This window comes from Micromonospora sp. BS32 (assembly GCF_059089345.1).
Genome location: NZ_JBSSHR010000011.1, coordinates 1 through 19,291 on the forward strand (window position 1 = coordinate 1; position 19,291 = coordinate 19,291).

Below are 19,291 nucleotides of genomic sequence, written 5' to 3' on the forward strand. Positions count from 1 at the left end.
TCTCCTGCTCGATCGTCGGCAGGGCCGTGCCGGACTTCTTGTCGGAGCCGTCGAGCTCGTAGGTGCAGTGCGCAGCCAGCTTCAGCGTGCCACCGTGGTCCCGGTTGGCCAGATCGACCGCCTCGATGAGCTTCTCCTCGTCACAGGGCACCTCCCGCACGCGCCCGTGCTCATCATCCCGGTCCTTGCCGCGGTGGTCGTCGGCCTCCTCGCCCTTGTCTTCGCTCTCCTCGTCGGCCTTGCCCGCGTCGCTGACGTTCTGTCGGGCCGTGGCCGCCTGGCTGTCCGACACGCCCTTGGCGTCGTCGGACTTGTCGTCCCGGGCGGCGAGGCCACCCAGCGCCGCCAAGCCGACGACGCCGGTCAGCCCGACCACGCCGGTAGCGACCCAGAGCGTGCGCCGCCTGTTCGTGGGTGGGGTCGTCGGGGCCCCGCCGTCGGAAGCCGTTACGTCTTGAGACATCAGAGCCTTCCGCCCTTTCTCTCTATCAGACGGGGTCGCACCACTCGGAGCGGGGCGACCAGCTACAAATCGGTTGCAGCATCTGATCCCCACCGTATGAGAAGGATCCTCACGAGGAGGACGTATCCGAAAAACCCCGCCTTACCCTCACATTCCGGCCGGGTGGCGCGTCGGCGTGCGGAGGGTCGAGAAGGGCGCGATCGGCGCGAACAGCGGAAACGGCAACGGGCCCCGCCGCCAACGCCGGGACGAGAGATCGTCGCGTACGTCGGCGGCGGGGCCCGCCGCTCAGGTCGTAACCGGGCTCAGCCGGGCAGGCGCGGACCCGCCTCGCGCTGCGCGGCCAGCCAGCTCTCCACCTCGTCCGAGCGGCGCGGCAGCCCCGCCGAGAGGTTCACCGAGCCGGTCGCGGTGACCAGGATGTCGTCCTCGATCCGGACGCCGATGCCACGCAGCTCCTCGGGGACCAGCTCGTCCTCCGGCTGGAAGTACAGGCCCGGCTCGACGGTGAGCACGTAGCCCTCGCCGAGCGGGCCGTCCCGGTAGGTCTCCTTGCGGGCGTTGGCGCAGTCGTGCACGTCGATGCCGAGCATGTGGCTGGTGCCGTGCAGCGTCCAGCGGCGGTAGACCGTGGAGGCCGGGTCCATCGCCTCGTCCACGCTCACCGGCAGCAGGCCGAGATCCTTCAGCGCCTCGGCGAGCACCCGCATCGAGGTCAGGTGCACCTCTCGGAACGCCACGCCCGGCCTGATCGCGTCGATGCCGGCCTGCTGGGCGGCGTACACCGCGTCGTAGACCTGGCGCTGCAGCGGGGTGAACCGGCCGTCGACCGGCAGCACCCGGGTGACGTCGGCGGTGTACAGGTTACGGTTCTCCACGCCCATGTCCATCAGCAGCAGTTCACCCGGGCGGGTGGCGCCGTGGTTGTGCACCCAGTGCAGGATCGTGGCGTGCTCGCCACCGCCGACGATCGAGTTGTAGCCGACGTCGTTGCCGTCGTGCCGGGCGCGCAGCGCGAAGATCCCCTCCAGCAGCCGCTCCGAGACACCCCGGTCGGCCGGCAACGCCCGCGCCACGTCCTCGAAGCCGCGGACGGTCGCGTCCACCGCATCCTGGAGCTGGGCGATCTCCCACTCATCCTTGACCAGCTTCAGCTCGGAAATCGCGATGGCCAGCTCCCGGTCGCGGGCCGGCTGGCCCTCGGCGCGCGGGCCGTCCCAGGGGCGCACGGCCGCGTCCACCCGGGGGTCGAAACCCCGCAGCACCCGGGTACGCCCCGGCGCCAGCCCGGCGAGCGCGGCGTCCAGCGCGGTCAGGTCCTCGGTGGGCAGGCCCAGCTCGGTCGACTTCTCCCTCAGGGTGTGCCGCCGCCCCACCCACAGCTCGCCGTGCCGACTGCGGAAGAACTCGTCGGTCGTCCGCGACGACCGGGGCCGCATGAACAGCGTGGCGTCGTGGCCCGAGCCGTTCGGCCGCATCACCAGCACGCTGTCCGGGTCGTGGTCGCCGGTCAGGTACGCGAAGTCGCTGCCCGGCCGGAACGGGTGGTCGGTGTCGTTGGCGCGTACCTTCTCGGTGCCGGTGGGGATGACCAGCGTCTCGCCCGGGAAGGCCGCGGAGAGCGCGGCCCGGCGCTTGGCGTGGTTGGGCACCTCCGGCCGGGGGCCCACCGGCAGGGTGGTGTCCCGCCACCCCTCGCGCATGAAGGCCAGGAACGCCTCCGGGAAATCCGGGTCGTGCGACTCGGTGCCGTCCGCCGGCTTGCCGCCCGTCTTCTCCTCGGCCATGGTTCGCTCCCTCCGCGTCGTTGCTGGTCCGACCGTACCGTCTCGGCTCGGCGGCCCGGGACCCGTGGTGGCCCGGTCGGATGGCTGCGGCAGAGTGCCTGCGGTGCCGCGACGGCCGTCATGCGTGCGTGGACAGAGGCAGAGCCGGCGGTGCCGCGACGGCCGGATGAACCGCGTGAAAAGATGACCACCATGTGCGGACTCCTGGCCTTCTTCAGTGCGCGCGGCGACGCCGCCGCTCACCGCGACAACATCGCCGGGGCGTTGGAATGCCTGCACCACCGCGGCCCGGACGAGACCGGGGTCGAGGTGGTCGGCGACGCCTCCGGCCGGTACGCGGACGGGGTGTTCGCGCACAAGCGGCTGGCGATCATCGACGTGGCCTCCAGCCACGAGCCGCTGCCCTACGCCAACGGGCGCTACCTGCTCACCTTCAACGGTGAGATCTACAACTACATCGAGCTCCGCGACGAACTGGCCCGCAACTTCGGCGCCCAGTTCGCCACCGCGGGCGACGGTGAGGTGATCGTCGCCGGGTACCACTACTGGGGCGAGCAGGTGCTCAGCCGGCTGCGCGGCATGTTCGCCTTCGTCATCTGGGACCGGCAGGAGCGCCGCGCGTTCGGTGCCCGGGACTACTTCGGCATCAAGCCGCTGCACTACCTGGAGACCGCCGACGGGCTCTACCTCGCCTCGGAGAAGAAGGCGCTGCTGCCCTTCGCCCAGTCGAACTACGAGGGTGACGCCGGCATCGACACGGCCAGCCTGAGCCACTACCTGACCCTGCAGTACGTCCCGGAGCCGGGCACCCTGCACAAGGGCGTCAGCCGGATCGGCTCCGGCGAGTACCTGACCTGGACCCCGGGCGGCCGGATCGACGTGCGGCGCTGGTACCGGCCGGTGTTCCGCCCCGCCCCGGTCTCCGACGAGCAGCGGCTCTACCACGACATCCGGGAGACGCTGCGGGAGAGCGTCCGGATGCACATGCGCTCGGACGTGCCGGTCGGTTCGTTCCTGTCCAGCGGCATCGACTCCACCGCGGTGGTGGCCCTGGCCCGGGAGTTCAACCCGAACATCCTCACCTTCACCGTCGGGTACGACGTGCCCGGCTACTCCGAGATCGACGTGGCCCAGGACTCGGCCCGGCACCTCGACGTGACCACGATCCCGACCAAGATCGGGCCGCAGGACATGATCGACGCGCTGCCGAAGATCGTCTGGCACCTGGACGACCCGGTGGCCGACCCGGCGCTGGTCCCGCTCTACTTCGTCGCCAAGAAGGCGGCCGAGCACGTCACCGTGGTCCTCTCCGGCGAGGGCGCCGACGAGTTCTTCGGCGGTTACACGATCTACCGGGAGCCGCTCTCGCTGGGCACCGTCAACGGCCTGCCGGGCGGGGTGCAGAAGGGGCTGCGCGCGGTCTCCAAGGCGATCCCGCAGGGCGTCAAGGGCAAGAGCTTCCTGGAGCGCGGCACCACCCCGATCGAGCAGCGCTACTACGGCAACGCCCGGATGTTCACCGAGGAGGAGAAGCAGCACCTGCTGCGCCGCTACGACCCCTCGGTGCGCTACACGGACGTGACCGCGCCGATCTACGCCGAGTGCACCGAGCTCGACGACGTCACCAAGATGCAGTACGTCGACCTCTACACGTGGTTGCGCGGCGACATCCTGGTCAAGGCGGACCGGATCTCGATGGCGCACTCGCTGGAGGTTCGGGTGCCCTTCCTCGACCGGGAGGTCTTCGACGTGGCGGCCACCATCCCGGTGGACCTCAAGCTCCCGCCCCGCTCGGACGCCACCAAGTACGCCATGCGCCAGGCGCTGCAGGGCGTCGTCCCGCCGGCCATCGTCAACCGGAAGAAGCTCGGCTTCCCGACCCCGACCCGGGTCTGGCTGCGCGGCGAAATGTACGAGTGGGCCCGGCACATGCTCTCCACCTCCGGCGCCGGTGACCTGATCGACCTGTCGTACGCGATGCGGCTGCTGGAGGAGCACAAGCGGGAGGAGGCCGACCACTCCCGCAAGGTGTGGACGGTGCTGATCTTCTGCATCTGGCACGCCATCTTCGTGGCCAAGACCCTCGACCCGGGCATCCAGCGCAACCAGTCCGCCCTGCTCACCAAGCCGGTGGTCGGCTCCATGGTCCGCTGACCCCCCAGGCCCGCTCACGGGCCGCCGCCGCCCTGTTTCACGGAAAAGAGTGGCCTCCGCGCGTCGGGAGGCCACTCTTTCCGTGAATCTGCGCTCAGGCGTCAGCGGCCGGAGCAGGTGACGGTGGGGAGGGTGTTGGTGCCGGTGAAGGACGCGGTGAAGCCGAAGGTGGTGGTGCCCTCCGGTGCCACGGTGCCGTTCCAGGCGACGTTGGTCACGGTCACCGCCGAGCCGGTGGTGCTGACCGTGCCGTTCCACAGCTGGCCGATCGACTGACCGCTCGGCCAGGTCCAGCTAGCCACCCAACCGCCGTACGTCCGGGCGCTGTGGTTCATGATCATCACCTCGCCCTGGAAGCCGCCGGGCCATGCGCTGACCACCTTGTAGACCGCCATGCAGTCACCGCCCGGCGGCGTGGTCGGGCTCGGCGGGGTCGTCGGGCTCGGCGGTGCAGTGGTCGGGGACGGCGGCGGGGTGGTCGGCGCGGGACTGCCGTTCGGGCCGACCCCGGTGACCTCGCCGTTGCCCCCGTCGAAGGTGACGTCCGAGCAGCCGAAGAAGTTCTCCTGGCTGTCCGAGCGGACCCAGCGGGAGTAGACCAGGTGCCGACCGGACTTGCCGGACGGCAGGGTGCCGCTGAAGTAGTAGTTGCCGCCGTCGGTGCCGGGTGAACCGCTCTGCGGCGGGTTGGTGACCGTGAGGAACGGCTGTTCCTCCAGATCGCTCCAGGCCAGCGGCCGGGTCGGGCTCCAGCTGTCCTTCGTCACATAGAAGTAGAAGGTGCCCGGGTGGGCCGCCCAGTTGCTGTACCGGAAGTCCAGCCTTGCCCCGGCGGTCAGGTGGGTCACCGGCCAGTCGGTCCGGGCCAGGTCGTAGCCGGCGTAGCCCGGATTGCCGCCGCTGCACAGCTTGCCGTCCGGAATGAAGCCGACGGTGCGCCCGCCGGCGTCGGAACGCAGTACACCGAACCAGTTGTAGAGCGAGTTGGCGCCGCTCTGCGCGACGGCCGCCGCGCAGGCCGGGTTGTTCGGCTTGATCTCACCGGTGGGGCTGAGACCGTCCTTCCAGCACAGGTAGGTGCGGCTGCCCGGGGTCATCGCCGCGCCGTGGGCGACCGCCGGGTCGTCGGCGGTGGCCAGCGCGACGGCGCCGAGGGCGAGGGTGGCGGCCGCGGTGAGCAGCGCGGCCGTACGGGAACGGAACACGGGTTCTCCTGATCCGCGGGGGCGGCACGACGGCCGGCCCCGCTCGACGAGCGGATGCGGGATCGCGGTCACGCCCCGGGTGGGCCGGGAAGAGCGCGCGCCGCCTGCGGTCCGTCTCGCGGACCGGTGCCCTCGCGTCGGCTCCGACTCGTCGCCAGGCGGTGCGGCAGCCCCCGCAGCCGTCCGGCAGCGCCATCCCACCACGCGTCGGCCAGGGATGCAATAGCCAAACTTCGATATGTCGCGACGGTGGCTTCGGTGCCCGTGCCGGCCGCCGGTGTGCCAGCCTGTTACGACAGCATCGGTGGACGTGGGAGGCGACGTGGGATACGCGGTGGTGCTCGGTGAGGCGTTGGTCGACCTGCTCGACGCCGAGTGCGAGGGGCGGCCCGTGTTCCGGCAGGAGATCGGCGGTGGCCCGCTCAACGTGGCCGTCGGGGTGTCCCGGCTCGGCGGCGCGGCGCAGTTCGTCGGCTCGCTCGGCGACGACGTGCTGGCGGGCCGGATCCGCGCCTTCCTCGACGAGGCCGGCGTCGGGCTGGACGGTGCGGTGACCGTGTCCGTGCCCACCACGCTGGCGGTGACCACCCATGCCGGGGCCGAGCCGGACTTCCGCTTCTACGGCGACCCGCCCTCCTACGGACTGCTCGCCGCCGACGACCTGGACGTCGCGCTGGTCGAGGGCGCCGACGTGCTCTACTGCGGCTCGATCGTGCTGCTCCGCCCGCCGGTGCTGGCCGCCGCCCGCCGGGCCTGGTCACTCACCCCCGGGCTGCGGGTCTTCGACCCGAACGTGCGTCCCCGGCTGCTCGACGGGCCCGCCGCGCTGTCCGGCCTGCGGGAGGTGGTCGTCGAGTTCGCCGCCGGGGCGCACCTGGTCAAGCTCAGCGCGGCCGACGCCGAGCTGCTCTGGCCGGGCGAGCCGGTCGAGGGCGTCGCCGCGTACCTGCGGGAGCTGGGGGCCGGGACCGTCGTGGTCACCCTCGGCGCGGACGGCGCGGTGGTCGCCGCCGGCCCCGATCCGGTACGCGTGCCCGCGCCGAAGGTCCGCGCGGTGGACGCCACCGGGGCCGGCGACTCGGTGATGGCGGCGCTCATCGCCGACCTGCTGGTCGACGGCGAGCCGACCGAGCCGACCGGCTGGCACGAGCGGGTGGCCTTCGCCCTGCGGGTCGCCGGCCTGGTCTGCGAGTCGCCGGGCGGTGCGGTCTCCATGCCCACCCGGGCCGAGGTGCTGCGCCGCTTCGTCGACTGACGTCGGCGGCGGCGCGGCCCCGACCCCGGCCTGCCGGCGTCTCCCGGTCCGGCCGGCAGCGGGTCGGTGCGGTCAGCGACCGGGGCGGGCCAGGGTGAGCACCGCGGCGAGGGAGAGCGCGGCGGCGCCGGCGATCACGGCGGCCATCGGCAGGGCGCTACCCTCGCCGCCCAGCCCCACCACCGGCGCGGCGAGCGCGCCGACGACGGACTGGAGGCCGCCCATCAGCGCGGCGGCGGTGCCTGCGTGGCCGGCGTGCTTGTCCAGGGCCAGCGCGGTGCTGTTCGGCATCACCATGCCGAGCGAGCCGACGAAGACGAAGAGCGTGACGGCCACCAGGGCGAGGCTGCCGGCGGTCGCGCCGGCCAGCACCCCGGCGGCGGCGACCGCGCCGACCAGCAGGGTGGCCACCAGCAGGCGGCGGGGGCTGAACCGGTCGAGCAGCCGGGCGTTGGCCTGACCCATGACCACCAGGGCCAGCGCGTTGAGGCCGAAGAGCAGGCTGAACGTGGTCGCGGAGACGCCGAAGACGTCCTGGAGCACGAAGGACGACCCCGAGATGTACGCGAACAGCCCGGCGAAGGCGAAGCCCTGGGTCAGCGCGTATCCGAGGTAGGTCCGGTCGGCGAAGAGCGACCGCATGGTCCGGGCGGTGCCGGCCAGGCCACCGGAGCTGCGCCGCTCGACGGGGAGCGTCTCCGGCAGCCAGCGGGCCACCGCGGCGGCCAGCAGCAGCCCGATCACCGCGAGCGTGACGAAGACGGCCCGCCAGGAGCCGAGCTGGAGCACCAGGCTGCCCACGCTGGGCGCGGCCACCGGTGCGACGCCGAAGACCAGGGTGAGCCGGGAGAAGTACCGCGCGGCGGCCCGGCCGGCGTAGCGGTCGCGGACCACGGCGCGGGCCACCACCACGCCCATCCCGCCGGCGAAGCCCTGCGCGAAGCGGGCGGCGGCCAGCGTCGGGGCGGTCGGCGCCAGCGCGCAGACCAGGGCCAGCAGCGCGTACGCGGCCACGCCGACGAGCACCGGTCGACGCCGCCCCCAGCGGTCGCTGAGCGGGCCGGTGACCAACTGGCCCAGGGCGAGCCCGATCAGGCAGGTGGTGAGCGAGAGCTGGATCTGCGCCTGGGTGGCGCCGAGGTCGCGGGTCATCGCCGGGAACGCCGGCAGGTACATGTCCAGCGAGAGCGGACCGATGGCGGTGAGGGTGCCGAGCAGGACCAGCAGGGTGAGGCCGCCGCCGGTGGTGGGGGCGGTCGGCTCGGCCGCCACCGGTGCGGGCGGCGGCGCGGTGCGTGTCATGGGTCCCCCGGGTCGGTCGGCTGCCCGCTAACCTTAGCTCTGTATCCAGAACTGTTGCGATGTGAAGTAGGTGACCGGGGTGCCGACCGGAAACGACGTCGCGCGGCTCGGCGCGCTGGTGGGGGAGTTGCACCGGCTGCTGCGCCGCTCGGCCAGCCGGCGCGCGGACCGGACCCCACTGCCCGAGGCGCAGGTCGAGCTGCTGCTGCTGGTCCGGTCCCGGCCCGGGATCAGCGGCCGGGACGCCGCCCGCCGGCTCTGCACCGCGCCGAACACGATCAGCACCCTGGTCCGCGACCTGACCGACGCCGGGCTGCTGACCCGGGAGCGCGACCCCGAGGACCGGCGGGTGGTCCGCCTGCACCTCACCGACGCGGCCCGGGACCGGATGGCCGACCACGAACGCCACCGCACCGCGCTGCTGACCGCCGCCCTCGCCGACCTCCCGGCGGCGGACCGGGCCGCGGTCCTCGCCGCCGTCCCCGCCCTCCGCCACCTCCTCGACGCCCTGCCCGCCACGAGCTGACCCGGCGGCAGCGGATCAGCCGGTGAGGGCGAGCTCGGCGTAGCCGCGCCGGGCGGCGACCAGGCCCGGTCCGGCGCCGAACGGGGACCGGCCGGCGACCTCCTCCGGCAGGACGCCCGCCGGGTACGCCGCGCGAATCAGCTCCGCCTGCGTGACCAGCTGGGCCCGCTGGGCCCGGACGAACCGGGCGTCCACCAGGTCCCCGTGCCCGGGCACGACCACCGTCGCGGCAGTGGTCAGCCGCAGCAGCTCGGCCAGCGCGTCCGGCCAGCGCAGCGGGTACGCGTCCGCGAAGGCCGGCGGTGCGCCCTGCTCCACCAGGTCACCGGCGATCAGCACGTCGGCGTCCGGCACGTGCACCACAAGGTCGGCGTCGGTGTGCCCGGGGCCGGGATGGCGCAGCACCACCTCGCGTCCCCCGACGTCCAGGACGGTCTCGTCGCGTACCGGGTGGGTCGGCGCCAGCAGGAGCGTGCGGGCCAGCTCGGCGGCCAGCTCCGGCCGCTCCTCCCGCATCTCCTCGTACGCCGCCCGGCGCACCGCGTCCGGTCGCTCGCGCAGCGCGGCGGCGACCCGCTCGTGCGCGTAGACCGGGCGCGGCGGGTCCGCGGCGAGGGTGGCGTTGCCGAAGCAGTGGTCGAAGTGGTGGTGGGTGTTGACCACCGTCCACGGGTGCGGGGTGACCGCCCGGGCGGCCGCGGCCAGCTCGGCCGCCTGCCCGGCGGTGGAGAGGGTGTCCACCAGCAGCGCCGCGCCGTCGCCGACCACCAGCGTGACGTTGACGTCGAGCAGTGGCTCGCGCAGCACGTGGACGCCCTCGGCGACCGGGGTGAACGCCAGGCTCACGGGAGGCGCGTGGCGCGGTCCACGAAGCGCTGCCGGTCGACCAGCGCCCGCTCCACCCGGCCCCGCGCCACCGGCTCGCCGCCCTCGGTGACCGTCACCTCGAAGACCAGCCGCCGCCGGTCGACCTCGGTCAGCCGGGCCTGCGCCACCACCGTGCGACCCACCGCGGTCGCCGCCAGGTGGTCCAGCTCGACCCGGGTGCCCACCGTGGTCGACCCCGCCGGCATCCGATCGGCGAGCGCCGCGACGGTGGCGGCCTCGGCCAGGGCGAGCACCCGGGGGGTGCCCAGCACCGGCACGTCGCCGGAACCGATCGCCCGGGCGGTGTCGGCCGCCGTGACGGTCAGCTCGACCCGGGCGGTCAACCCGGGCGGGAAGGGGTGCTCCGGCCGCTCCTGCATGCCCCCACCCTAGGGCCCGACCGGGCACCGGCGGCCACCCCCGACGGTGCCCCGGGACACCGGCGAGGTGGTGCGCGTCGACCCCCGGGTTGCCCACCGTTAACCTTGACCGCGATGGCCGTCGTCACTGACCCCCAGCCCCCCGCCCCGACCGGACCGTCCACCGCCCCGGGCGGTGGACGCCGACGCGTGATCGCGATGACCGTCTGGGGCGTCGCCTTCGTCGCCGCCTGGCTCGGCATCGGGCTGCCCACCGACCCGGCGTACGCGTTCCTGTGGATCTGGGCCGGCACCGTCGCGTGGCACTCGCACCGGCCCTGGCGCAGTCACCTGCGCTTCGCCCGGGACTGGATCCCGGTGGTGCTGCTGCTCGCCACGTACAACCTCTCCCGGGGCTTCGCCGACAACGGGTCGACGCCGCACGCCATGGAGTTGATCGTCGCCGACCGGGTGATGTTCGGCTGGGCCACCGGCGGCGAGGTGCCGACTGTGTGGCTCCAGGAGCACCTCTACCGGCCCGAGGTGCACTGGTGGGACGTGGTGGCCAGTTGGGTCTACTTCTCCCACTTCGTGGTCACGCTGGCCGCCGCCGCCGTGCTCTGGCTGCGCGACCGCGGCCGGTGGGGGGCGTACATGCGGCGCTGGGGCTTCCTCTGCGCCGCCGGCCTGGTCACCTACTTCCTCTATCCGGCCGCACCGCCCTGGTGGGCGGCGCAGAACGGGCTGCTCACCGAGGTCGCCCGGATCTCCACCCGGGGCTGGAAGGCGTTCGGCATGCACGGTGCCGGCAACCTGCTCAACGCCGGCCAGATCGCCTCGAACCCGGTCGCGGCGATGCCCTCGCTGCACACCGCGTGGGCCCTGTTCGTGGTGCTGTTCTTCCTGCGCGCCACCCGCAAGCGGTGGTGGCCGTTGCTGCTGGCGTATCCGCTGGCGATGACCTTCACGCTGGTCTACAGCGGCGAGCACTACGTCATCGACGTGCTGGTCGGCTGGGCGTATGTGGGAATGACCTTCCTGGTGGTCGGGCTGGCCGAGCGGGGCTGGGCGGCCTACCGGGCGCGCCAGCGGCCGGTCGCCGCGCCCTCGGCCGGTGCCGATGCTGCGGCCACCCCCGTCGGAAGCGGTCGGGCGGCTCCGGAGGCCGGGACCGGTCCGGACGGGGCCACCCCGGACAAGGCGACCCCCGACGGGACCACCCCGGACGGGCGTCCGGCCTCGCCGGTCGCTCGCTGACCCACCAGGGGCGTCGGGTCAGACGGGAGGTCCCGGGCTGCATCTCCGGCCCCCGTGCCCGCTCGCCGTACCCCGCCTGTGTCGCCCGGCCCCGCTTTCGCTCGGCGTGTCGGCCGGCGGAGTGGACTTCTGGATGAGCGATATGACGCAGAGGCATAAATATGCCTCTGCGTCATATCGCTCGTGACGCCAATAGGGTGCTACGTGGTGACTTTGCGTGACGCCAGGGTGCCCGGCGTGTCCAGCGCCGGAGGGGCGTCGACTGCACCTGCCCCCGGCTGGTCCGTGTCGACCCGTCGCCCCCGCCGCCGGCGTGCCCGGCTCAGCGGGCGGTGCGGGCGGCGTGCCCCCGGGCGGTCAGCTCGGCCGCGAGCGCCCACGCCTCCGTCAGGTCGCGGTCCTGGGCGGCGGCGCCCGCGCCACCGGCCGTGTCGGCGTGCACCGTGGCCAGCCGTAGCCGCCGCTGCACCGGGCCCTGCACCACCCGGACGCTCTGGATCCGGCCGTACGGCACGATCGCCAGTTGCCGGGTCAGCAGCCCGGAACGCACCGTGAAGGCCCGCTCGCCCAGGCCGGCCCCGAGCACCCGTACGCCGAACGGCCGCAGCCAGCGTGCCCGGGCCGGCGGCGGCGACAGCGGCAGCCCGGTCAGCCGCACTCCGGGCAGCACCTCCGCGACGATCCACTCGGCGGTGCGCAGATCGCCGACGGGCAGCAGCCGGTCCGGCCGGTTGCGGTCGTCCGGCTCGCCGCTGGAGTAACCGGCCACCTCCAGCCGCAGCCGCAGCCAGCCCTTCATCCGCCAGAGCAGCGGCCAGGTCACCCCGACCGTCTGCACCCGGTCCAGGGGCACGGTCTGCACCCGGGTCTCCAGTAGCCCGTTGCGAATCCGCAGGCTGTCGTCCTCCCGGGCCAGCCGGAAGTTCCAGTCGTCGAGCACCCGGCGGACCGGTTGCAGGATCACCCCGGCCATCGCGGTCAGCGTGCTGGCCACCCCGATGAACGACCAGGAGCCCTCGGAGAGGAACTGCACGATCACGAACGCCAAGCCGAACGGGAGCAGGAACGCCTGCGGGGTGAGCAGCTGGCTGACCAGCAGGTCGCCGTTGCGGACCTCGTGCAGGGTCGTGCCGACCGGCTCGGCCACCGGCCCGACTCCCGTGATCGGCCCGGCTCCCGGGGCCGCTTCGGCTCCCGCGACTGGTCCGGCGCCCGGGCCCGCCCCGACGCCCGGGCCCGCCCCGACGCCCGGGCCCGCCCCGACGCCCGGGCCCGGTCCGGCGCCCGCGACCGGTCCGGTGGCGGTCCGGCCCGACGCCCGGCCGGCGACGACGAGCAGCCGGCCCCGCAGCGCGGCGGCCTCGGCCACCCCCAGGTAGGCCAGCGGCGCCTCGGTCCTGCCCCCGCCGACCACCTCCAGCCGCAGCTCGGCCAGGCCGGTGAGCTGGGCGAGCAGCGGTCGGACCAGCTCCACCGCCTGGAGGCGTTCCAGCGGGATGGCCCGGGTGCGACGCCAGAGCAGCCCCTCGTACACCCGCAGCTCCCGGCCGACGATGTGGTAGCCGGTGTTCCACCAGCTGATCACCGCCAGCACGGTCGCCCCGACGGCCAGCACCGCCGCCAGCACCGCGAACCAGCCGAAGCCGACCCGGGACAGGGTCGACCAGGAGAGCCCGGCGATCACCACGAACAGGGATTTCGCCCCGTGCAGCACCGGGCTCAGCGGATGCAGCCGCTGCCGCGGCTCCGCACCGGCCGGCGTACCGGTGGTGGGGGCCGGCCCGGGGGGCGGCGGCCCGACCGCCCGGACCGGGTCGGGTGGGGCCGGCTCGGAGTCGCGCAGGCCGCCGGTCACAGCCCCTCCGCGCGGTCTTCACCCAGCGCGGTGAGCCGGTCGCGCAGCCGGGAGGCCTCCGCCGGGCGCAGCCCGGGCACCCGGGCGTCGCTGGCCGCGGCGGCGGTGTGCAGCTGCACGGTGGCCAGGTTGAAGGCCCGCTCCAGCGGCCCGGCGCTGACGTCGACGAACTGCATCCGGGAGTACGGCACGATGGAGAGCCGTCGGACCAGCAGCCCGTGCCGGACCAGCAGGTCGTTCTCGCGTTCGGCGTACCCCCAGGCCTGGACGGCCCGGACGATCGCCACCGCGCGCCACCCCCCGAGGAGCACTACCAGGGCGAGCGCCGCGCCGAAGAGCCAGTGCCCGCTGAACGCCCAGCCGAGGGCGAGCCCGACCAGCACGACGGCCAGTCCCATCGCCAGCCGCAGCAGCTCCACCCGGATCAGGTCAACGGAGATCGGCTGCCACCGGACCGTGTCCGGCCAGGGTTCCAGCGCGCTGACCGGGGCCGGTCGGGGCCCGTCGGGCACGTCGTCGTTCACCGGGAGGATCCGCTGTGGGCGCTCACGGTTCGAGCGTATGCGATTCGGAGAGGGGAGCGACCTCCCGCAGGAAGCCGCGCGCGTTGAGGAAGTCGCCGAGGGTGCCCCGGTGCTCCGGGCAGGCCAGCCAGGTCTTGCGCCGCTCCGGGTCGTGCAGCCGGGGATTGTTCCAGCGCAGCGCCCAGACGGCGGGAGCGCGGCACCCACGGGACGAACAGATCGGAGCCTGGTCGGCGGGGGTGGGTTCGGTCACTCGGGGCAGTCTAGGCCGCCGGTGCCGGAAGATTGAGCGCCGGGCGGCCACGGGGGGAGCCGCCCGGCGACGGGGTGAATCGTACACGCGCCGGACCCCTCCGTGTCCACCCTCGTTCAGCGATTCGGCTAACGGGACGGCGGGGCCGAAATCGGGTTCTCCCCGCCTCGGCTCTCAGTCGGGCATGCGAGTCTTGATGCGCACCACGCCGCGACGACCGAATCATGCTGTGGAGGACCGGTGGCCCAGCCGACCACGCCCGACGCCCAGACCCCGAACGGGGCGGCCCCGGAGACACCCGCGCCGCCGGCGCCGGTGAGCACCCCGGCGCAGGACGCCAGCCTGCTGGAGCGGGCCCTGTTCGAGATCAAACGGGTCATCGTCGGGCAGGACCGGATGGTCGAGCGGATGTTCGTCGCGCTGCTCGCCCGAGGTCACTGCCTGCTGGAGGGCGTCCCCGGGGTGGCCAAGACCCTCGCCGTGGAGACGCTGGCCAAGGTGGTCGGCGGCGACTTCGCCCGGGTGCAGTTCACCCCCGACCTGGTTCCCGCCGACATCATGGGCACCCGGATCTACCGGCAGTCCAGCGAGAAGTTCGATGTCGAGCTGGGCCCGGTCTTCGTCAACTTCCTGCTCGCCGACGAGATCAACCGGGCGCCGGCGAAGGTGCAGTCCGCGCTGCTGGAGGTGATGAGCGAGCGGCAGGTCTCCATCGGCGGCGAGACCCACCGGGTGCCCAACCCGTTCCTGGTGATGGCCACCCAGAACCCCATCGAGCAGGAGGGGGTCTATCCGCTGCCGGAGGCGCAGCGGGACCGGTTCCTGATGAAGATCGTGGTCGGCTACCCCACCGACGCCGAGGAGCGGGAGATCGTCTACCGGATGGGGGTTGCCCCGCCGGAGCCGGCCCGGATCTTCACCACCGACGAGCTGATCGCCCTCCAGCAGAAGGCGGACCAGGTCTTCGTGCACAACGCGCTGGTCGACTACGCGGTCCGGTTGGTGCTGGCCACCCGCGCCCCGGCCGAGCACGGGATGCCCGACGTGGCCCGGCTGATCCAGTACGGCGCCAGCCCGCGCGCCTCGCTCGGCCTGGTCCGGGCCAGCCGGGCGCTGGCCCTGCTCCGCGGCCGGGACTACGCGCTGCCCCAGGACGTGCAGGACATCGCGCCGGACATCCTGCGGCACCGGCTGGTGCTCAGCTACGACGCGCTCGCCGACGACGTGCCCGCCGATCACGTCGTCCACCGGGTCATGTCGACCATCCCGCTGCCGTCGGTGGCGCCCCGGCAGCAGGCGAGCCCACCGCCGCCGGTCAGCGGCCCGCCGGCCGGCTGGCCCGGGCAGCGGCCGTGACCTCACCCGTACGCCCGCCCGACGCCGGCGGGGAGCGCACCGAGGCGGTGCTGTCCCGGTTGCAGCTGCTGGTCACCCGCAAGCTGGACGGGCTGCTCCAGGGCGACTACGCCGGGCTGCTGCCCGGGCCGGGCAGCGAGGCGGGGGAGTCCCGGGAGTACCGCCCCGGCGACGACGTACGCCGGATGGACTGGCCGGTGACCGCCCGGACGACCATGCCGCACGTGCGTCGTACGGTCGCCGACCGGGAGTTGGAGACCTGGCTCGCGGTCGACCTCTCCGCCAGCCTCGACTTCGGCACCGGACGCTGGCTCAAGCGGGACGTGGTGATCGCCGCCGCCGCCGCGCTGACCCACCTGACGGTGCGCGGCGGCAACCGGATCGGCGCGGTGATCGGCACCGGCGCGGAGGCAGCCGCGCCGGCCGGCCGATGGCGCGCCGCGCCGCCCCCGGTCGGGCCGGGCGTGCTGACCCGGGTGCCGGCCCGCTCCGGCCGCCGGGAGGCGCAGGGCCTGCTGCGGGCGCTGGCGGGCACCCCGGTGCGCCCGGGCCGCAGCGACCTCGGGACGTTGGTCGACGCGCTCAACCGGCCGCCGCGCCGCCGCGGCCTGGCGGTGGTGATCTCGGACTTCCTCGCGCCCCCGCAGCAGTGGGGACGACCGCTGCGTAGGCTGCGGGTCCGGCACGACGTGCTGGCGATCGAGGTGGTCGACCCGCGCGAGTTGGAGCTGCCCGACGTGGGGGTGCTGCCGGTGGTCGACCCGGAGACCGGTGAGCTGCACGAGGTGCAGACGGCCGATCCCGGGCTGCGCCGGCGGTACGCCGACGCGGCCGCCGCTCAGCGGGAGGCGATCGCCACGGAGCTCCGCGCCGGGGGCGCCGGGCACCTGCGCCTGCGTACCGACCGAGACTGGCTGTTGGACATGGTGCGATTCGTGGCCGCCCAACGGCACGCCCGCACCCGGGGGACGACGCGATGATCCGTTTTCTGCAACCGTGGTGGCTGCTGGCGCTGCTGCCGGTGCTCGCCCTCGCCGCCCTCTACGTCTGGCGGCAGCGGCACCGCCGGGCGTACGCGATGCGGTTCACCAATGTGGACCTGCTGCGCACCCTGGCGCCGAAGGGGCTGGGCTGGCGGCGGCACGCGGCGGCCACCGCGTTCCTGCTCGCCCTGGTGGCCCTCGCCGCCGGGATGGCCCGACCGGCGGTGGACACCAAGGAGCCGCTGGAGCGCGCCACGGTGATGCTCGCCATCGACGTGTCGCTGTCGATGCAGGCCGACGACGTGGCACCGAACCGGTTGGAGGCCGCCCAGGAGGCGGCCAAGCAGTTCGTCGGCGAGCTGCCGCAGAGCTACAACCTGGGGCTGGTCTCCTTCGCCAAGGCGGCGAACGTGCTGGTCGCCCCGACCAAGGACCGGGACGCGGTGACGGCGGCCATCGACGGGCTGACGCTGGCCGAGTCGACCGCCACCGGCGAGGCGGTCTTCACCTGCCTGGAGGCGATCCGGTCGGTGCCCGCGGACGGCGCCGCGGGCATCCCGCCCGCCCGGATCGTGTTGCTCTCCGACGGCTACCGCACGTCGGGGCGGTCGGTGGAGGAGGCCGCCGCGGCGGCGCAGGCGGCCAACGTGCCGGTCTCCACGATCGCCTTCGGCACCGACTCGGGCCAGGTGGACATCGGCGGCCAGCTCCAGCGGGTGCCGGTGGACCGGCTGGCCCTGGCGCAGCTCGCCGAGACCACCGAGGGCTACTTCTACGAGGCCGCCTCGGTCTCCGAGCTGAAGCAGGTCTACCAGGACATGGGCAGCTCGATCGGGTTCCGCACGCAGCCGCGCGAGGTCACCCAGTGGTATGCGGGGGTGGCGCTGCTGCTGGCGCTCTGCGCCGGCGGGATGAGCCTGCTCTGGACGTCCCGGATGATCTGAGGGGTCGTGGTGCCGTGCCGGCGGCGGCCGGGTGGCCGGCGGTGGTCAGTGACCGCCGCCGGCCAGCACGAACAGGACGGCCACCCAGACGGCGGCGAGGGTGAAACCCAGCGGGGCGACGTAACGGCTCATGGAAGGCTCCGGTGGCGGCGTGACGGTCCGCGCGGGCGGACCGCAGGGGTTGATCGGGGGCGCGCACACGAAGTCGTGACCGGGGTGCTCCACCGCGGGCCGTCCGACGGGACGGCAGGGGTCGCCGGCCCCGGCGACGGCCGGGGGTCCAACGGGTGCGGGGAGCGGGAGCTGGGTCAGCTCTGCCGACTGAGTCGCGGCTCAGCGGGGCTGACGGTGGGCCCGGCCACGACTGGGAGGATCGCTATCTCGCACAGCGATCACCTCCTGCGCTCGGCGGGGCCCGGAACGCGGGCCGCACACCGGCCCGCAGACGCGGATCATCGTACAACGGGGACACTCGCGGCGCGCACCCGGCCGAGCGGCCGCCGGTCCCCGCCGACCGGCCTGCCGAAGCGGCCGAGCGGCGGACCCGCCCGCTCGACCGCGTACCCAGGCACGACGCGGCCGGCGTTAGCGCTTACCTACCGGTAACGCCTAGGCTCCGAGCCGACCGAGAGATCAGTTGAGCAGAGGGGGACCCGTGGCCCGTACCGTGCTGGTGACCGGCGGCAACCGGGGGATCGGACTGGCCATCGCGCAGGCCTTCGCCAAGCAGGGCGACCGGGTGGCGGTGACCCACCGCTCCGGTGACGCTCCCGAGGGTCTGTTCGGGGTGCGCTGCGACGTCACCGACTCCGCCTCCGTCGACGCCGCCTTCGCCGCGATCGAGGCGGAGCTGGGCCCGGTCGAGGTGCTGGTCGCCAACGCCGGGATCACCGACGACACGCTGCTGATGCGGATGTCCGAGGAGCAGTTCACCGGGGTGCTGGACACCAACCTCACCGGGGCGTTCCGCTGCGCCAAGCGGGCCTCGTCGAAGATGCTCCGGGCGAAGTGGGGCCGGATGATCTTCATCTCGTCCGTCGTCGGCCTCTACGGCGGCGTCGGTCAGGTCAACTACGCCGCGAGCAAGGCCGGCCTGGTCGGGGTGGCCCGCTCGATCACCCGCGAGCTGGGCACCCGGAACATCACCGCGAACGTGGTCGCCCCCGGCTTCATCGACACCGACATGACCGCCGCGCTGCCCGAGCAGCGCCGCGCCGAGTACCGCAAGGCCATCCCGGCCGGCCGGTTCGCCGCGCCGGACGAGGTCGCCGGCGTGGTCACCTGGCTCGCCTCGGATGCCGCCGGCTACATCTCCGGCGCCGTGATCCCGGTCGACGGCGGCCTGGGCATGGGTCACTGAGAAAAACGGAGGAATCTACAGATGTCCGGACTGCTCGCCGGTAAGCGGCTGCTGGTCACCGGCGTCATCACCGACGCCTCGATCGCCTTCTCGGTGGCGAAGCTCGCCCAGGAGAACGGCGCCCAGGTCGTGCTCACCGGCTACGGCCGGCTCTCCCTGGTCGAGCGGATCGCCAGGCGGCTGCCCGAGCCGGCCCCGGTGATCGAGCTGGACGTGACGAACCCGGAGCAACTGGCCGGCCTGGCCGACAAGGTGCGCGAGCACGTCGACGGCCTCGACGGGGTGGTGCACTCGATCGGCTTCGCCCCGCAGAGCTGCCTCGGCGGCGGCTTCCTCGACGCCCCCTGGGAGGACGTCGCCACCGCGTTGCAGGTCTCCACGTACTCGTACAAGTCCCTGGCCGTGGCGGCGCTGCCGCTGATGTCCGCGGGCGGCGCGGTGGTCGGCCTGACCTTCGACGCCACCAAGGCCTGGCCGGTCTACGACTGGATGGGCGTGGCCAAGGCCGGCCTGGAGTCCGCCTCCCGCTACCTGGCGCTGCACCTGGGCAAGCAGGGCATCCGCAGCAACCTGGTCGCGGCCGGCCCGCTGCGCACCATCGCCGCCAAGTCGATCCCCGGCTTCGACCAGTTCGAGGACGCCTGGACCCAGCGCGCCCCGCTCGGCTGGAGCCTGACCGACCAGGAGCCGGCCGCCCGCGCCTGCCTGGCCCTGCTCTCCGACTGGTTCCCGGCCACCACCGGCGAGATCGTGCACGTCGACGGCGGTTACCACGCGATCGGCGCCTGAGACGGGGGCGAAACCCCACTCGTCCCGGGGTGGCCGCCGGGCTGTCACGGCC

18 protein-coding genes and 1 pseudogene are annotated in these 19,291 nt (G+C 73.8%); 9 read left to right on the forward strand and 10 right to left on the reverse strand.

The window, feature by feature from the left end; all coding sequences use genetic code 11:
• Window positions 1-376, reverse strand: a pseudogene (locus AC5RWQ_RS17645) (hypothetical protein); the annotation flags it as partial.
• 392 nt (window positions 377-768) lie between these two features.
• Window positions 769-2,250, reverse strand: a complete 1,482-nt coding sequence (locus tag AC5RWQ_RS17650) for an aminopeptidase P family protein (RefSeq protein WP_494283800.1) — start codon at window positions 2,248-2,250, stop codon at window positions 769-771.
• Between the two features lie 192 nt (window positions 2,251-2,442).
• Between AC5RWQ_RS17650 and asnB the strand changes: the two genes are divergently transcribed.
• Window positions 2,443-4,404, forward strand: coding sequence for an asparagine synthase (glutamine-hydrolyzing) (gene asnB / locus AC5RWQ_RS17655; RefSeq protein WP_494283801.1), 1,962 nt, complete (start codon window positions 2,443-2,445; stop codon window positions 4,402-4,404).
• 101 nt (window positions 4,405-4,505) lie between these two features.
• On the opposite strand, the gene AC5RWQ_RS17660 is transcribed toward asnB, so the two are convergent.
• A complete protein-coding gene (locus AC5RWQ_RS17660) occupies window positions 4,506-5,609 on the reverse strand; it encodes a lytic polysaccharide monooxygenase auxiliary activity family 9 protein (RefSeq protein WP_494283802.1) in 1,104 nt (367 codons plus the stop codon).
• Between the two features lie 322 nt (window positions 5,610-5,931).
• Between AC5RWQ_RS17660 and AC5RWQ_RS17665 the strand changes: the two genes are divergently transcribed.
• The gene (locus tag AC5RWQ_RS17665; protein ID WP_334493079.1) at window positions 5,932-6,864 is read left to right on the forward strand and encodes a carbohydrate kinase family protein; all 933 of its coding nucleotides are present in this window, start codon (window positions 5,932-5,934) and stop codon (window positions 6,862-6,864) included.
• 72 nt (window positions 6,865-6,936) lie between these two features.
• Here AC5RWQ_RS17665 and AC5RWQ_RS17670 read toward each other — a convergent pair whose 3' ends face one another.
• On the reverse strand, window positions 6,937-8,166 hold the full coding sequence (locus AC5RWQ_RS17670; protein WP_494283803.1) for a multidrug effflux MFS transporter: 1,230 nt from the start codon (window positions 8,164-8,166) through the stop codon (window positions 6,937-6,939).
• Window positions 8,167-8,245: 79 nt separating this feature from the next.
• On the opposite strand from AC5RWQ_RS17670, the gene AC5RWQ_RS17675 reads away from it, so the two are divergent.
• A complete protein-coding gene (locus AC5RWQ_RS17675) occupies window positions 8,246-8,692 on the forward strand; it encodes a MarR family winged helix-turn-helix transcriptional regulator (RefSeq protein WP_494283804.1) in 447 nt (148 codons plus the stop codon).
• A gap of 15 nt (window positions 8,693-8,707) precedes the next feature.
• On the opposite strand, the gene AC5RWQ_RS17680 is transcribed toward AC5RWQ_RS17675, so the two are convergent.
• Together AC5RWQ_RS17680 and AC5RWQ_RS17685 are read right to left on the reverse strand one after the other, a co-directional pair.
• Window positions 8,708-9,538 carry an MBL fold metallo-hydrolase gene (locus tag AC5RWQ_RS17680; protein ID WP_494283805.1) on the reverse strand — a complete coding sequence of 277 codons (831 nt, stop codon included), beginning with the start codon at window positions 9,536-9,538 and terminating at the stop codon, window positions 8,708-8,710.
• A complete protein-coding gene (locus AC5RWQ_RS17685; RefSeq protein ID WP_494283806.1) occupies window positions 9,535-9,939 on the reverse strand; it encodes a thioesterase family protein in 405 nt (134 codons plus the stop codon). Before AC5RWQ_RS17685 ends, AC5RWQ_RS17680 begins: the two co-directional genes overlap by 4 nt.
• Window positions 9,940-10,053: 114 nt before the next feature.
• Here AC5RWQ_RS17685 and AC5RWQ_RS17690 point away from each other — a divergent pair, with 114 nt between their 5' ends.
• A complete protein-coding gene (locus tag AC5RWQ_RS17690; protein WP_494283807.1) occupies window positions 10,054-11,175 on the forward strand; it encodes a phosphatase PAP2 family protein in 1,122 nt (373 codons plus the stop codon).
• Window positions 11,176-11,497: 322 nt separating this feature from the next.
• Here AC5RWQ_RS17690 and AC5RWQ_RS17695 read toward each other — a convergent pair whose 3' ends face one another.
• From AC5RWQ_RS17695 to AC5RWQ_RS17705, 3 genes are read right to left on the reverse strand one after another with little or no spacing between them, the layout of a single operon-like run.
• Window positions 11,498-13,030 (reverse strand): PH domain-containing protein, encoded by a 1,533-nt coding sequence (locus tag AC5RWQ_RS17695; protein ID WP_494283808.1) that lies wholly within the window; start codon window positions 13,028-13,030, stop codon window positions 11,498-11,500.
• Window positions 13,027-13,554 carry a PH domain-containing protein gene (locus AC5RWQ_RS17700; RefSeq protein WP_494283809.1) on the reverse strand — a complete coding sequence of 176 codons (528 nt, stop codon included), beginning with the start codon at window positions 13,552-13,554 and terminating at the stop codon, window positions 13,027-13,029. Before AC5RWQ_RS17700 ends, AC5RWQ_RS17695 begins: the two co-directional genes overlap by 4 nt.
• A gap of 22 nt (window positions 13,555-13,576) precedes the next feature.
• Complete coding sequence (locus AC5RWQ_RS17705; RefSeq protein ID WP_334491784.1) at window positions 13,577-13,807, reverse strand: hypothetical protein; 231 nt, start codon at window positions 13,805-13,807, stop codon at window positions 13,577-13,579.
• 240 nt (window positions 13,808-14,047) lie between these two features.
• Between AC5RWQ_RS17705 and AC5RWQ_RS17710 the strand changes: the two genes are divergently transcribed.
• From AC5RWQ_RS17710 to AC5RWQ_RS17720, 3 genes are read left to right on the forward strand one after another with little or no spacing between them, the layout of a single operon-like run.
• On the forward strand, window positions 14,048-15,163 hold the full coding sequence (locus AC5RWQ_RS17710) for an AAA family ATPase (protein ID WP_494283810.1): 1,116 nt from the start codon (window positions 14,048-14,050) through the stop codon (window positions 15,161-15,163).
• A complete protein-coding gene (locus tag AC5RWQ_RS17715; RefSeq protein ID WP_494283956.1) occupies window positions 15,142-16,143 on the forward strand; it encodes a DUF58 domain-containing protein in 1,002 nt (333 codons plus the stop codon). The genes AC5RWQ_RS17710 and AC5RWQ_RS17715 overlap by 22 nt, the downstream gene beginning before the upstream one ends.
• Window positions 16,140-17,090, forward strand: coding sequence for a VWA domain-containing protein (locus AC5RWQ_RS17720; RefSeq protein ID WP_494283811.1), 951 nt, complete (start codon window positions 16,140-16,142; stop codon window positions 17,088-17,090). Before AC5RWQ_RS17715 ends, AC5RWQ_RS17720 begins: the two co-directional genes overlap by 4 nt.
• 45 nt (window positions 17,091-17,135) lie before the next feature.
• Here the strand turns inward: AC5RWQ_RS17720 and AC5RWQ_RS17725 are convergent, their stop codons facing one another.
• Entirely contained in the window at window positions 17,136-17,315 is a 180-nt protein-coding gene (locus AC5RWQ_RS17725; protein ID WP_494283812.1) for a hypothetical protein, read from the reverse strand.
• 430 nt (window positions 17,316-17,745) lie between these two features.
• Between AC5RWQ_RS17725 and fabG the strand changes: the two genes are divergently transcribed.
• Window positions 17,746-18,450: a 3-oxoacyl-ACP reductase FabG gene (gene fabG, locus AC5RWQ_RS17730; protein WP_494283813.1), complete on the forward strand. Its 705-nt coding sequence runs from the start codon at window positions 17,746-17,748 to the stop codon at window positions 18,448-18,450.
• A gap of 21 nt (window positions 18,451-18,471) precedes the next feature.
• Window positions 18,472-19,239: an enoyl-ACP reductase FabI gene (fabI, locus tag AC5RWQ_RS17735; RefSeq protein WP_334491780.1), complete on the forward strand. Its 768-nt coding sequence runs from the start codon at window positions 18,472-18,474 to the stop codon at window positions 19,237-19,239.
• Window positions 19,240-19,291 lie beyond the last annotated feature (52 nt).